This window comes from Algoriphagus sp. AGSA1 (assembly GCF_021390545.1).
GTDB lineage: Bacteria > Bacteroidota > Bacteroidia > Cytophagales > Cyclobacteriaceae > Algoriphagus.
Genome location: NZ_JAJUWR010000013.1, coordinates 19,122 through 32,166, shown reverse-complemented (window position 1 = coordinate 32,166; position 13,045 = coordinate 19,122). Strand labels below are relative to the sequence as shown.

Below are 13,045 nucleotides of genomic sequence, written 5' to 3'. Positions count from 1 at the left end.
TTAGAAAAAGCCCACTTTTGCACAGTGGGCATTTTTTAAGTTTTTGGAGCATCTTATCTTCCAAGATAAACGGTGATGATTGATAGATCAGCAGGTGTTACCCCGCTTATCCGTGAAGCCTGTCCCATAGTTTCGGGTCTTATTTTGTTTAATTTTTGTTTTCCTTCTGCTGAGAGTGCAGGTATCGCCAAGTAGTCAAACTTTGCAGGTATTTTAAAGTTTTCCATGTTACTTAGTTTATCTACCATTTGCTGTTCCTTTTCAATGTAGCTGTCGTATTTAATCTGTATTTCAGCTTGTTCTAGTACTTCAGTCGCATAGTTGGATAGATAGGCATCGAGTTCGTTATGGAATCTTTTAAGGTCTCCTATGCCTAGCTGTGGGCGTTTTAAGAGTTTTTCGGCGGTAATCTTTTCTTTGATCTGTGCTGATCCTATTTTTTGAAGACCATCATTTACAGTTTCCGGAGCTAGTCTTTTTTGTTTTAGTTCATTAATGAGTCTTGCTGTTTTTTCTTTCTTGGAGTTCATTTTCTCCAATCTTTGATCAGATGCCAAGCCTATTTCGTGTCCTTTCTTAGTCAGTCTTAGGTCAGCATTGTCTTGGCGAAGAAGAAGTCTAAATTCTGCTCTTGAAGTAAACATTCGATAGGGTTCCTCTGTCCCTTTGTTGATTAGGTCATCGATCAATACACCTATATATGCATCTGATCTTTTAAGTAGAAATGGATCTTTTTCTTGGGATTTTAAGCTCGCATTTATCCCAGCTATCAGTCCCTGACATGCGGCTTCCTCATAACCAGTAGTACCATTGATCTGGCCTGCAAAATATAAGTTTTCTATTAATTGTGTTTCTAGTGTGAGTTTTAATTGTGTTGGTGGAAAGAAGTCATATTCGATGGCATAGCCTGGTCGAAACATTTTTGCGTTTTCAAAACCTGCTATTTTTCTTAGTGCTTTGAATTGTACATCTTCTGGAAGGGAGGTGGAGAACCCATTAATATACATTTCCACTGTATTCCATCCTTCTGGTTCTACGAAGATCTGATGCCTATCCCGCTCAGCAAAGCGGTTAATCTTGTCTTCTATAGAGGGGCAATATCTCGGGCCTAAGCCTTGTATCCTGCCGTTGAACATTGGGGACCTGTCAAATCCTTCTTCCAGACTAGCGTGTACTTCTTTGTTTGTATAGGTGATCCAGCAAGTTCTTTGCTCTTTCAATGGGGTGGTTGAGTCTAGATAGCTGAATTTTTCTGGATTTTCATCCCCATGCTGCACTTCCATTTTGCTATAATCCAGACTTCTTCCATCTACTCTTGGTGGGGTTCCGGTTTTCATTCTTCCTGATTCGAACCCTAGCTCTACCAATTGCTCTGTAATGCCCCTCGCTGCTGCCTCTCCAGTTCTTCCTCCTCCGAATTGCTTCTCGCCGATATGTATCAAGCCGTTTAGGAATGTTCCATTGGTTAGCACAACACTTTTTGCGTGTATTTCGAGGCCTATGCTGGTTCTTACCCCCTTTAGTTCTCCGTTTTTGATCAAGAGACCGCTAATCATTTCTTGCCAAAAATCGACATTTGGGGTTTTTTCCAATGCGAGCCGCCATTCTTCCGCAAATTTCATCCGGTCATTTTGAGATCTGGGAGACCACATAGCAGGCCCTTTAGATCTATTGAGCATTCGGAATTGGATCATGGATTTATCAGATATTATCCCTGACATCCCTCCTAATGCATCTATCTCTCGCACAATTTGGCCCTTTGCCACTCCCCCCATCGCAGGGTTGCAAGACATTTGGGCTATTGTATTCATGTTCATTGTGCAGAGCAGTACTTTTGAGCCCATTTTGGCTGCCGCATGAGCTGCCTCACATCCCGCATGCCCTGCCCCTACTACAATCACATCGTAAATTGGAAACATTGTGTTTTTATTTAGCGTTCCACGTGAAACATTTGTTTTCTGTCTTGAGAAGAATGAACTGTTTCACGTGGAACGTTATGTTTTCTCGTATAAACTAATGGCGAAATCCTCTTTGTTCCGCATGAGAACTGATTGTGCCTTGGTTTTATCTTTGTACCCTAGTAAGTGGAGTAAACCATGGCTAATAACACGGTTCAGTTCCTCCTCTTCTTGAATTTTTAGTGTTCTGGCATTGTCCTTTACTCTGTCGATGCTGATGAAGATGTCACCTTCTATGACCCCTTCTTCTTCGGAATTATCAAACGTGATGATATCGGTAAAGGTATCGTGGTTCAAATATTCCTTATTGATGGTGAGCAAGTAATCGTCCGAACAGAATATATAATTGAGTTCAGCGATGTCATGGTTTTCAGAAAGGGCAAGCTGTCTGAGCCAAGCTTTTCTTCTTCTCCTGTTCTTTAATGCAAATGAAATCTCCTCTATAAAGAAATTTATAGCCATAGCCTAATTCATATAAAATGATAGGATGGTTTTGGTTCCGTTTTCCTCAAACTTCACATCGTCGGACAAATGCTTTATGAGGAATATACCTCTCCCCCCTGGCTTTTCTATGTTTTCCGGTGCGGTTGGATCTTTGAGTCCATTATGGTCAAAACCACTTCCCTCGTCTTGAATGGTGAATAACAGTAAATCCGATTCTAAGGTCAGCTCCAAATGGACTAGCTTATTTTTGTCCAACTGATTACCGTGAATGATTGCATTGCTGATGCATTCTGTTACAGAAATCATAATATTACCATAGATATCATCATTGATCTCAAATTTTTCACGAGCATTGTCGATGAAACTTTCAATTATTTTTATGTTCTCCAGAAGAGAAGGAATAGAAATTTTAATGGTTTTCATCATGATTATTTTCAATGAGTATGATCTACGCTGATACTATTCTATATCGATGAGAATTGGACAATGATCTGAATGTTTGACGTCTGAGAGAATTTTTGAATCTTTTAATCTATGTGCCAGTGGTTCAGTAACCATATGGTAATCTATTCTCCATCCTAAGTTCTTTGCTCTAGAGTTTGCTCTATAACTCCACCACGTGTAATTATGAGGCTCATTGTTGAATTCCCTGAAACTGTCCACAAATCCGGACTCAGTGAATTTATCCATCCAGGCTCTTTCTTCCGGCAAAAAACCAGAGGTGTTTTTATTGCTTTTCGGATTATGTATATCTATGGCTTTATGGCAGATATTGTAATCCCCACTCAATATAAAGTTTGGATTGTTTCTTTTTAAATCCTGCGTATATCCATACATATCGTCCAGAAACTCATATTTGAATGTCTGTCTTATATCTCCGGTAGTTCCCGATGGGAAGTATGCCGTAAGGAATGAGAAATCTTCAAAATCAACCTGGAGAAGTCTTCCTTCTTCATCATACTTGGGGTGATCCATGCCTAATTTAACAGATTTAGGACTTACTTTAGTCAAAACAGCTACACCGCTATATCCCTTTTTAAATGCAGGATACCAATAAATCTCATAACCCAAATCATGAAATATACTGGCATCAATCTGATCTAAATTTGCCTTAACCTCCTGTAAACCAATGATATCCGGGTTAATAGATTTAAGCCAATCTACAAATCCTTTGTTCATTGCGGCACGAATGCCATTTACATTATATGATACTATTTTCACAAGCTAATCGATAACTATTTCATATTCTTTTTCAAAGTATTCCAATACTTGAATCTTTAGAAGCTTTTCCTGATCCAATAAATCAAAATGTGGAAGTTCCTTTACCAGGTTCCAGTGAGGCCAGCCATCTTGATCAACATAATCAAGTTCGTAAAAGCCATCATAACTTAATACTTTGCAAACTGCAATGTGCATCAAATCCTGTTTTTGCTCCTTACTGAAAATCTTATTTCCTTGACCAAGTTCCTGCACCCCAATAAGAAAGAGAACGCCATTTAAGTCCGCAGGTTTTTTCCCGATAGTTTCTTTGAGGCCTTCTAATAATTTCGACCAGCGTTTTTCTAATTGTAGATCGCGTTTAAACATTGTAAGTTATTGATTTTCAAGTGATTCCCAAAATTCAGTTGCCCTTCTTAGATGTGGAATCACTATAGTTCCCCCTATTAAGGTTGCGATAGAAAATACTTCAAAGACTTGTTCTTTGGTAAGTCCTATTTCATGGCATTTCTCCAAGTGGTACTTAACACAGTCATCACATCGTAATACCATAGAGCAGGCCAATCCAATCATTTCTTTGGATTTAATGTCTATAGATCCTTCTGAATAGGCATTGGTATCAAGATTAAATATACGCTTGATTACTTTATTATCTTCGGCCAATATTTTTTCATTCATTTGGCTGCGATATGCGTTGAATTCTTCTATGAGATTCATTAACTTGATGTTTAGTAAGGTATTTGGTGGCAAATATACCACTATTTGCCCTTGGCCTTCATTAACAAGCCATTTTCACAATGCGTTTATTTTTTGTAAAAGATTTTTTGGATTTGCTCTTTCCCCGCAATTGTCTCCAATGCGGTACAATACTTCATGATCGTGAAGTTAATCTATGCATGGTATGTAAAGGGACATTACCGGTTACTAGTTATCACCTGAGACCCTACAACAATGATCTCTGTGATAAAGTGAGAGGATTGACCAGTGTAGGTGCAGTCATGTCATTTCTGAAATTTACTAAAGGAGGGAACAGTCAAAAGATCCTGCATAAATTGAAGTATAGAAATAAACCTCAGTTGGCGAAAGAACTAGGATTGCTTTATGGCACAATACTCAAAACAAATGGTTTTGAAGGTCATTGGGATGTAATTGTACCGGTTCCGCTACATGTACTGAAACAAAGGCGACGAGGGTACAACCAAAGTGAACAATTTGGGCTTGGTATTGCAGAGGTACTGGGTCTGAAGTTGCAAAACGTGCTGATCCGTAAGAAATTTACCGAGACTCAGACCAAAAAATCACGGCTTGAGCGTATGGATAATGTGGGGGAGGTATTTGAAGCCAATCCTTCAATCACAGGCACCGGTACATCAATCCTGCTGGTAGATGATGTGATTACAACTGGAGCTACCCTTTGTGCTTGCGCAAACGTACTTTTGGCTAATGGAACAAATAAAGTAGATTTGGTGACAATAGCAGCCGGAGGATAAACATTATGATTGACATCGAATTATTAAAGTACCCGATTGGGAAATTTCAGAAGCCGGAACATTTATCGGAAAAAAGCCTCGTTGAAGCAATTACTTACCTACGAATGTTTCCAAAGTACCTTGGAGAGACAGTCAATGGGTTTTCAGAAACAAAGCTGAATACTCCCTATCGCCCCGGCGGATGGACTGTGAGACAAGTAATCCACCACTTATCCGATAGCCATATGAATGCCTTAATCCGCTTCAAACTGGCTCTGACAGAGCAAAACCCTACTATCAAACCTTACGATGAAGCTTCTTGGGCAAAATTGGCAGATTACTCACTCCCGATGGACATTTCGCTCAGGTTGATAGAAGGGATCCATGAGAAATGGGCTTTTGTGCTGGAAGCTATGACATCCACTGATTTCGAGAAAACCTATTATCACCCCGAAACGAAGGCTTCAGCGTCTCTGTCAGAAGTTACCTTAATGTACCATTGGCATTCTATGCACCATTTGGCCCATATACAGCACTTGATTTTGCGTGAAAATTGGTAAGATAAGCGAGGAAAGTGGATTTCTTAATTTTTGCTTATTTCGTTACATACTATGAACATAAACCTCAAAAATCAACGAATTCTGGTTACGGGAGCCTCGCGTGGTATTGGGAGAGCTATCGCAAGTCAACTTTCCGAATCAGGGGCGGAGGTAATCATTCATTATAACACTAACGTAGGAGCTGCTGAGAAGCTGCAGAAGGAATTAAGTAATCCTTCTTTCATAGAAGCCTGCAATCTTTCTGATCTCAATCAAGTCATTGGGTTTATCCCAAAGCTCGCAGAGAAATATGGACCAATTTCAGCACTGATAAATAATGCCGGTGTGGCACTATCTGCAGCAGACGACCTACCTACTGAATCCTGGGTGAAAATATGGAATGAAACCTTCCAGGTGAATACTACGGCTGTTGGGATCATGTGCAAGGAATTTGTGGAACATGCAAGAAAGTATAAGAACGGCAGAATTATCAATATTTCATCAAGAGCGGCGTTTCGGGGAGATACAACGGATTACCTTGCTTATGCTGCTTCCAAAGGAGCTTTGGTCAGTTTGACCAGATCCATAGCACGCCATTATGGGAAACTGGGGATCAAAGCTTTTCTGATAGCCCCGGGATTCACCCGGACGGATATGGCAAATGAAATCCTTTCACAATATGGTGATGAGGTTGCACTTAAGGATATTGCGCTAAGTGAATTGACCAAACCCGAGGATATTGCGCCACTCATCACTATTTTATGTTCTGGACTGGCAGACCATGCTACCGGAACAACTATTGACATTAATGCGGGCTCATACGTACATTGACGACTTTTAATAGAACTACCTAAAACAACTTATACATGCCACAAAGGCAGTCCAATTCGGATGTTTTTTCCCCGGAACTTATAAGAATTCTGAAGATTTTCGGGGTAATATCTGTAGGCTTCGTGCTGGTGCTCTCTTTCTTCAATACCAAACGTGCCAATAACTCAGGAGGGGACAGTTCTTTCCGCATGAGCTCGTCGAGCCGTCTATATTTTTTGAATGTCAGGGCTATTAACTACGATAGGGAAACCCGTGCTGATGCCGCAATGCTACTGTTCCGCCATGGCAAAAGGGAAATTTCGGATTCTGGGCCATTGTTGGATTTAGTAATCTTGCTCAATTCTATAAAAGATGAGGCCTACATATACTTAGAGCCTACCAGAGTGGATTGGCCTTTAGAAATCCGTGCAACGATCAACAAAGAGCAACAGGTGCTTCATTTGGAAAACGGAAATAATTCAGAACTTTTGGCGTATGTAATGCGGCTTCAGTCATGGATAGGGAAAGATGCGGATTTTGAGATTAAGATTGATTCAGGTTGGTTCCCGATATGGTCTAAGCCAGGGGAAAAAGATGCTATAAAAACAACTATTGAAGATTATTTTAGATTAGTAAATGGTTAAGTGTTGATCTTATTTTAAATATTTTCCCAGTTTGGAGGCCTATACTTTGAAAGTCATTCTACTTTAGAGTGATACTCAATTGATTCCTATAATTTATTCCAAGGACCGCAGATATAAACAAACAACCCATGAATGAATTGAACCCTTATTTATTACAGCTTAGAAAGCTGATTGGGAAAAAGCTTGATCAAACACCCTCAAAGGCCGGAAACTGGCTGGCCGGAAACCTTCTGGAGGTAGAGGAAGGAGAAATAAAGGTCGCTTACACTGTCTCTTCCGAAATGTGTAATCCTGCTAAAATACTTCATGGCGGAGTTGCTTCCTTGATGATGGATGAGGTGATAGGAATGGGTAATTTTGCAACAGGCCCTGCGTACTTGATGACAAGCATCAATTTGAATGTTGACTTTTTATCTACTGCTCAAATCGGGGATAAATTAGAGGTTTCGGCGAAATTAGTTCGCTCAGGAGTAAACCTAAATCATTGGGAAGCCGTAATTATTAAGAATTCAGATAAGCTTGTTGCCAAAGCCACTTCCAATATGATCAAAACGCATCAAAAGCTTAGTGAATTAAAATTTTGAACTTTTAAACAACTTAATTTTACACAAATGAAAAAGATTCTACTGATTGCCCTGTTTGGCTTATTTTCTTTCGCTTCCTTCTCTCAAACCACAATAGTATTTCATCAAAGTAACCTGCCCTTTGTGGGAGTGAATTACCAGTTTGGTGAGCGGTTTATCCCAGAATTTCGCCTGGGCACTGATTCATATCTAGAAAGTATGTCTGCGGAATTAGTGGCTAATTATATTTTCAAGAAAAATGACCGTTTTGAATTTTATGGAGGGGGCGGATTAAGAGTAGGGAGCTTTGACGGTATCGTAATACCTGTAGGATTAAATATTTATCCTTTTGAGCAAAAGGACTTCGGTTTTCATATAGAAGGAGCTCCGATTATTGGATTCAATGATGACTCTTTGTTCCGAGGATCCTTTGGTCTTCGATATCGATTCAGCAAAAATTAGAATTGTTCCAATTTTACCATAAAGTCCCAAACCGCTATTCCCAGCGAGACGGAGATATTTAAGGAGTGCTTAGTGCCTAACTGCGGGATTTCCAATACCGCATCACAGGCATTAAGTACTTCTTCTTCTACTCCAAAGACTTCATTTCCGAATACCAAAGCATATTTTTTTCCTTTTTCCGGAGCGAAGTCATTTAGCATTTCGGATTGATCCACCTGTTCTAATGCACAAATCTGGTATCCATTCTCTTTTAGTTCTTTTAAGGCCAGCATAGTATTTAGACAATACTCCCAAGCTACAGAATCCGTAGCTCCCAAAGCGGTTTTTTGGATATCACGATGCGGCGGGGTGCCAGTTATCCCACATAGATATATTTTCTCTACACCAAAAGCGTCGCCCGTTCTAAAGGCCGACCCCACATTATTCAAGCTTCTGACGTTGTCAAGCACAAGTATGATAGGTGATTTTGGCATTTTCTTAAACTCTTCCACAGAGACTCTTTCCAGTTCTTCCATGCTTAATTTCTTCATCCTTTTTTGTTCTGCTTTGTGAATGGCTTATTTTCGGCTTTATTCCGAGGTTTAGGAACCAGAATTATCACAAAAGTAAGCATAACCCCATGAGTAAGTCTAAAGACGGCAAAGAAACGCCATTAATGAAGCAGTATAATGCGATCAAAGCCAAACACCCGGGTGCTTTACTGCTTTTTCGTGTGGGGGATTTTTACGAGACATTTGGGGAGGATGCGGTGCGCGCGAGTAAAGTTCTTGACATTGTCTTGACCAAGCGTGCAAATGGATCCGCTTCACATATTGAATTGGCGGGCTTTCCACACCATTCTTTGGATACTTACTTGCCCAAGTTGGTACGGGCCGGAAACCGGGTGGCAATCTGCGACCAGCTGGAAGATCCTAAATCTGTAAAAGGTATTGTAAAGCGGGGGGTGACAGAGCTTGTGACTCCTGGGCTTTCGTTCAATGACCAGGTTTTGGATACCAAGAAAAACAATTACCTAGCATCGGTTTCTTTTGGCAAAGACAAGCATGGAATAGCGTTTTTAGACCTTTCTACGGGTGAATTTATGTGTGCTGAGGGCAATGCATCCTATCTCGAGAAGTTGATCCAAAGTTTTGCGCCAGCAGAGATTATTTTCTCCAAAGCTGCCAAAAAGCCTGCCGCAGAAATGCTCAAAAATGATTTTATCACTTTTCATTGTGAAGACTGGGTTTATCAGTTTGATTTCACTTACGAGAAGCTTAAATCACATTTTGGGACAGCTAACCTGAAGGGCTTTGGTATAGAGGAGATTTCGGACGGAATCATAGCTGCCGGAGCTATTTTGCACTATTTGGAAGAAACAGAGCACAAAGAGATCCAGCATATTTCATCTATTTCCAGGATAGCGGAGGAGAAGTATGTTTGGCTGGACAAGTTTACCATCCGAAATCTGGAACTGGTATTTCCACAGCACGAAGGAGGCGTACCCCTGATTCATATTCTGGATCAGACAGTCACGCCGATGGGCTCCCGAATGATGAAAAAGTGGATGGTTTTGCCACTGAAAGAGAAAACTGCCATAGAAGAACGCTTGAATGTGGTGGACTTCTTTTATCAAAACGCTTCTTTGATAGAGGAAATAGTCTCTCCACTCAAGCATATAGGAGATCTGGAACGGTTGATCTCCAAGGTAGTAGTGGGCAGAGCCAATCCCCGAGAGATCAACCAGATCAAACGCGCCCTGAAAAACACCCTTCCTATAAAAGAATTGCTAAAGAGCCAGAAAAACCCTACTCTTCAGCGACTTTCGGATCAACTGTATCCCTGTGAGTTTTTGCTGGAGAAAATAGACAAGGAACTTAAAGAGGATGCTCCCATGCTGACGCATCAAGGAGGAATAATCAATGACGGTGTGGATGCAGAGCTGGACGAGTACCGTGGACTGGCTAATTCCGGCAAGGATTTTCTTATACAGATCCAGCAAAGGGAAGTACAGAAAACCGGGATCACCTCATTGAAAATAGCCTTTAACAAAGTTTTCGGATACTATCTGGAGGTCACACATGCACACAAAGACAAAGTGCCGGCGGAATGGATCCGCAAGCAGACCTTGGTGAATGCTGAGCGTTATATCACTCCGGAACTAAAAGAATATGAAGACAAAATTCTGAATGCGGAAGATAAAATGATTGCCATAGAGCAGCGTTTTTTTCTGGCATTGGTGCAGGAGGCGGCCCAGTTTGTAACGCAAATCCAGCAAAATGCCAGAGTACTTGGTACCTTGGATGTGCTGGTCTCTTTTGCGCAGGTGGCACTTTCCAATGGTTATGCGCGGCCTAAAATTTCAGAAACCGAATCACTGGAAATAAAAGATGGCAGGCACCCGGTAATTGAAAGACAGTTAGCTCCAGGAGAAAATTATGTGCCAAATGATATTTATCTGGATCACGATTCGCAACAGATCATGATTATAACAGGGCCTAACATGGCTGGTAAGTCTGCCCTTCTTCGACAAACAGCCCTAACGGTTCTTATGGCCCAGATGGGTAGTTTTGTTCCGGCGTCTTTTGCGCGCATAGGTATTATCGATAAGGTTTTTACCCGAGTGGGAGCTTCTGACAACCTCTCCAAAGGAGAATCCACATTTATGGTGGAGATGACCGAAACGGCAAGTATTCTGAACAATCTATCTGATAGAAGTTTGGTTTTGATGGATGAGATTGGGCGGGGGACGTCCACCTATGATGGGATTTCCATAGCATGGTCAATAGTGGAATACCTGCATAACCACCCTACATATAGGGCAAAAACTCTTTTTGCCACGCACTACCATGAGCTGAATCAGCTTGCATCGGATTTTCCCAAAATCAAGAATTTCAACGTATCGGTAAAAGAAGTGGGCAATAAGGTGATTTTTATGCGTAAGCTGAAGGCTGGAGGGAGCGAGCATAGTTTTGGTATCCATGTGGCTCAGATGGCAGGAATGCCTAACCCTGTTGTCTTAAGGGCGGCAGAGATTATGTCCCATTTAGAGAAAGACAAGGCTGTGGCAGATCAACAGCAAAAGGTAAAATCTATCCCAAAAAACAATTACCAGCTCAGCATGTTCGAACTGGATCCCAAATTTCAGGAAGCCAGGGATTTGATAGAAGGAATAGACATCAATGCGATTTCTCCTATAGAAGCTTTGTTAAAATTGCATGAAATCAAAAAGAAAATGGAATCTTAAGTGTTCCATTTTTGTATCTTGACTGTGTTTAGTTAGATAATTTATTTTTTATGGATAAGATATTGCTGAAAGATTTGCGAAAGCAAAACAAGTACACCCGCTTTTTTCAGAAGTGGAAAGAGCAGGAATTTCAGGAAAATCTCGAAGAAGCTGGCAAGATCAAGGAGCTGGAGCAACTTAGTCAAAAAATCGGTATAAATGAAGGCTTGACAATCGCATGTTGTGATTATCGAACCTTGAACTGGGTTTTTATTACTGGAGACATCAGAGAATTGACAGGCTATCCTCTTTCCATGTATCGGAAAAAGGGAATGGAAACCACCTTTGCTCTGACTCATCCCGAGGACAGAGCCGAATTTGCCCGTTTTCAGAAAATAGTTTTTGAATGCTTTCACAGACTTACGATGGAAGAAAAGAACACATTTGAGTTTTCTTATACCACAAGGTGGGTTCATCGCATTACCAAAAAAACGACCTGGGTGCTTGGTAAAGCGCGTCCTTACTTAATCGATTCCGCAGGTAATTTTGCGATGGACCTCCATATTCTCGTGCAACTATATACTCCTCCAAAGAACAATAGTTATGATTGGAATTATTCCTATCAAAAAGAGGATGGAGCCCGGGTATTTGTAAGTAAGAATTCGCCCGATAGCCGAATAGTTTCTCTGACTAGAAAAGAGGAAGTGATCGTCTCCTTGATTCTGGATGGAAAAGAGTCGAAAGAAATAGCTCAGCAGCTGAATATTTCCGTGAATACTGTGGCCACGCACCGTAAAAATATTCTGAAGAAGCTAAAGGCTAAAAATGTGGGAGAAATGACGAAAATATTATCTACGTATCCTTTATGATAGGTAGTTGAAAACCAGTGTTCAGGCAATATTTCTCCTGGGATCATTAAAAAAATATCTTCGAGATGCTTGTGTTTTTATTAATGACTCTTACCTTTGCATCCACAATTCAACTGAATTACACTTCAGTTGACACAATGCGAGAGTAGCTCAGCTGGTAGAGCACGACCTTGCCAAGGTCGGGGTCGCGAGTTCGAATCTCGTCTCCCGCTCAAAAAGCCCTTGATTCAAGGGCTTTCTTGTTTCACGGCAATAGTAGCTCCGGTATGCCGGAGTGAAGCCGGGATGGTGGAATAGGTAGACACGCAAGACTTAAAATCTTGTGGCCGTAAGGCCGTGCGGGTTCGATTCCCGCTCCTGGTACTGAAGCCTCACAGAAATGTGGGGCTTTTTGTTTGGGTTTTGGGGGTGTTCGGACTCGTTGATAGATCTGGGATCAGTCTGAATATCTGGGGTGGGATCATGATGCTTGATTATGTAATTAACTTGTGTTGGATCCCGTAGCCACCAAGCCACCATAGTTTTTACCAGAGCTATAGGGATCCCCGCCAGTAGAAGTGACCTAGGGTTTACCGATCGTGCCGTTGGCACTCTTGGCGAATTCATTCGGATTTCCCAACCCTGAATTTCGCTTTGCTGCATTCAGGGCGGTTACCTGTTGTGCCTTTGGCACATACGCTTAAATCAACTCTTTTCCGGCAAAAGGATTTTCCTTGCCAAAGGCAAGGCCTGTAAATGCCCAGAATGCAATTCTGGGTTAATGAAGCAGATATGTTTTCAGAGTGCCAACGGCACGATCAGTAATGTAAAGGGATTTGTGATCAGCCCAGTAAAATATGTTGGCCATAAAGCGTGTAGCCCCAG

15 protein-coding genes and 2 tRNA genes are annotated in these 13,045 nt (G+C 41.2%); 10 read left to right on the top strand and 7 right to left on the bottom strand.

What is annotated here, in order from left to right:
* Positions 1 to 53 precede the first annotated feature (53 nt).
* The 6 genes from mnmG to LZF95_RS11745 all read right to left on the bottom strand — a co-directional run bounded on the left by mnmG (position 54) and on the right by LZF95_RS11745 (position 4,337).
* Positions 54 to 1,919 (bottom strand): tRNA uridine-5-carboxymethylaminomethyl(34) synthesis enzyme MnmG, encoded by a 1,866-nt coding sequence (gene mnmG / locus LZF95_RS11770; RefSeq protein WP_233755196.1) that lies wholly within the window; start codon positions 1,917 to 1,919, stop codon positions 54 to 56.
* 75 nt (positions 1,920 to 1,994) lie between these two features.
* Entirely contained in the window at positions 1,995 to 2,420 is a 426-nt protein-coding gene (ybeY, locus tag LZF95_RS11765) for an rRNA maturation RNase YbeY (RefSeq protein ID WP_233755195.1), read from the bottom strand.
* Between the two features lie 3 nt (positions 2,421 to 2,423).
* Entirely contained in the window at positions 2,424 to 2,825 is a 402-nt protein-coding gene (locus LZF95_RS11760) for an ATP-binding protein (RefSeq protein ID WP_233755316.1), read from the bottom strand.
* 36 nt (positions 2,826 to 2,861) lie between these two features.
* On the bottom strand, positions 2,862 to 3,623 hold the full coding sequence (locus tag LZF95_RS11755; RefSeq protein WP_233755194.1) for an exodeoxyribonuclease III: 762 nt from the start codon (positions 3,621 to 3,623) through the stop codon (positions 2,862 to 2,864).
* A gap of 3 nt (positions 3,624 to 3,626) precedes the next feature.
* Complete coding sequence (locus tag LZF95_RS11750; RefSeq protein ID WP_233755193.1) at positions 3,627 to 3,989, bottom strand: hypothetical protein; 363 nt, start codon at positions 3,987 to 3,989, stop codon at positions 3,627 to 3,629.
* Positions 3,990 to 3,995: 6 nt separating this feature from the next.
* Positions 3,996 to 4,337 (bottom strand): carboxymuconolactone decarboxylase family protein, encoded by a 342-nt coding sequence (locus LZF95_RS11745; protein ID WP_233755192.1) that lies wholly within the window; start codon positions 4,335 to 4,337, stop codon positions 3,996 to 3,998.
* Positions 4,338 to 4,417: 80 nt separating this feature from the next.
* Between LZF95_RS11745 and LZF95_RS11740 the strand changes: the two genes are divergently transcribed.
* The 6 genes from LZF95_RS11740 to LZF95_RS11715 all read left to right on the top strand — a co-directional run bounded on the left by LZF95_RS11740 (position 4,418) and on the right by LZF95_RS11715 (position 8,107).
* On the top strand, positions 4,418 to 5,110 hold the full coding sequence (locus LZF95_RS11740; RefSeq protein ID WP_233755191.1) for a ComF family protein: 693 nt from the start codon (positions 4,418 to 4,420) through the stop codon (positions 5,108 to 5,110).
* A gap of 5 nt (positions 5,111 to 5,115) precedes the next feature.
* Positions 5,116 to 5,649, top strand: a complete 534-nt coding sequence (locus LZF95_RS11735) for a YfiT family bacillithiol transferase (protein WP_233755190.1) — start codon at positions 5,116 to 5,118, stop codon at positions 5,647 to 5,649.
* Positions 5,650 to 5,700: 51 nt separating this feature from the next.
* Positions 5,701 to 6,459: an SDR family NAD(P)-dependent oxidoreductase gene (locus LZF95_RS11730; protein WP_233755189.1), complete on the top strand. Its 759-nt coding sequence runs from the start codon at positions 5,701 to 5,703 to the stop codon at positions 6,457 to 6,459.
* A gap of 35 nt (positions 6,460 to 6,494) precedes the next feature.
* A complete protein-coding gene (locus LZF95_RS11725) occupies positions 6,495 to 7,082 on the top strand; it encodes a hypothetical protein (RefSeq protein WP_233755188.1) in 588 nt (195 codons plus the stop codon).
* 128 nt (positions 7,083 to 7,210) lie between these two features.
* Positions 7,211 to 7,666 carry a PaaI family thioesterase gene (locus LZF95_RS11720; RefSeq protein WP_233755187.1) on the top strand — a complete coding sequence of 152 codons (456 nt, stop codon included), beginning with the start codon at positions 7,211 to 7,213 and terminating at the stop codon, positions 7,664 to 7,666.
* A 27-nt stretch (positions 7,667 to 7,693) separates the two neighbouring features.
* Positions 7,694 to 8,107, top strand: a complete 414-nt coding sequence (locus LZF95_RS11715) for a hypothetical protein (protein ID WP_233755186.1) — start codon at positions 7,694 to 7,696, stop codon at positions 8,105 to 8,107.
* Here the strand turns inward: LZF95_RS11715 and LZF95_RS11710 are convergent.
* Positions 8,104 to 8,637 (bottom strand): RNA methyltransferase, encoded by a 534-nt coding sequence (locus LZF95_RS11710; RefSeq protein WP_233755185.1) that lies wholly within the window; start codon positions 8,635 to 8,637, stop codon positions 8,104 to 8,106. The genes LZF95_RS11715 and LZF95_RS11710 overlap by 4 nt on opposite strands.
* An 89-nt stretch (positions 8,638 to 8,726) precedes the next feature.
* Between LZF95_RS11710 and mutS the strand changes: the two genes are divergently transcribed.
* The 4 genes from mutS to LZF95_RS11690 all read left to right on the top strand — a co-directional run bounded on the left by mutS (position 8,727) and on the right by LZF95_RS11690 (position 12,544).
* The gene (gene mutS, locus LZF95_RS11705) at positions 8,727 to 11,333 is read left to right on the top strand and encodes a DNA mismatch repair protein MutS (RefSeq protein WP_233755184.1); all 2,607 of its coding nucleotides are present in this window, start codon (positions 8,727 to 8,729) and stop codon (positions 11,331 to 11,333) included.
* Positions 11,334 to 11,383: 50 nt separating this feature from the next.
* Positions 11,384 to 12,181, top strand: coding sequence for a helix-turn-helix transcriptional regulator (locus LZF95_RS11700; RefSeq protein WP_233755183.1), 798 nt, complete (start codon positions 11,384 to 11,386; stop codon positions 12,179 to 12,181).
* 139 nt (positions 12,182 to 12,320) lie between these two features.
* Positions 12,321 to 12,393 (top strand) — tRNA-Gly (locus LZF95_RS11695).
* Between the two features lie 67 nt (positions 12,394 to 12,460).
* Positions 12,461 to 12,544 (top strand) — tRNA-Leu (locus LZF95_RS11690).
* Positions 12,545 to 13,045 lie beyond the last annotated feature (501 nt).

Excerpts from the sequence above, each read along its gene's own strand:
- LZF95_RS11725 (WP_233755188.1), top strand. The coding sequence starts at position 6,495 with ATGCCACAAAGGCAGTCCAATTCGGATGTTTTTTCCCCGGAACTTATA.
- LZF95_RS11735 (WP_233755190.1), top strand. The coding sequence starts at position 5,116 with ATGATTGACATCGAATTATTAAAGTACCCGATTGGGAAATTTCAGAAG.
- LZF95_RS11710 (WP_233755185.1), bottom strand. The coding sequence starts at position 8,637 with ATGAAGAAATTAAGCATGGAAGAACTGGAAAGAGTCTCTGTGGAAGAG.
- LZF95_RS11730 (WP_233755189.1), top strand. The coding sequence starts at position 5,701 with ATGAACATAAACCTCAAAAATCAACGAATTCTGGTTACGGGAGCCTCG.
- LZF95_RS11700 (WP_233755183.1), top strand. The coding sequence starts at position 11,384 with ATGGATAAGATATTGCTGAAAGATTTGCGAAAGCAAAACAAGTACACC.
- LZF95_RS11740 (WP_233755191.1), top strand. The coding sequence starts at position 4,418 with ATGCGTTTATTTTTTGTAAAAGATTTTTTGGATTTGCTCTTTCCCCGC.
- mnmG (WP_233755196.1), bottom strand. The coding sequence starts at position 1,919 with ATGTTTCCAATTTACGATGTGATTGTAGTAGGGGCAGGGCATGCGGGA.
- LZF95_RS11745 (WP_233755192.1), bottom strand. The coding sequence starts at position 4,337 with ATGAATCTCATAGAAGAATTCAACGCATATCGCAGCCAAATGAATGAA.
- LZF95_RS11720 (WP_233755187.1), top strand. The coding sequence starts at position 7,211 with ATGAATGAATTGAACCCTTATTTATTACAGCTTAGAAAGCTGATTGGG.
- LZF95_RS11715 (WP_233755186.1), top strand. The coding sequence starts at position 7,694 with ATGAAAAAGATTCTACTGATTGCCCTGTTTGGCTTATTTTCTTTCGCT.
- mutS (WP_233755184.1), top strand. The coding sequence starts at position 8,727 with ATGAGTAAGTCTAAAGACGGCAAAGAAACGCCATTAATGAAGCAGTAT.
- LZF95_RS11750 (WP_233755193.1), bottom strand. The coding sequence starts at position 3,989 with ATGTTTAAACGCGATCTACAATTAGAAAAACGCTGGTCGAAATTATTA.
- ybeY (WP_233755195.1), bottom strand. The coding sequence starts at position 2,420 with ATGGCTATAAATTTCTTTATAGAGGAGATTTCATTTGCATTAAAGAAC.
- LZF95_RS11760 (WP_233755316.1), bottom strand. The coding sequence starts at position 2,825 with ATGAAAACCATTAAAATTTCTATTCCTTCTCTTCTGGAGAACATAAAA.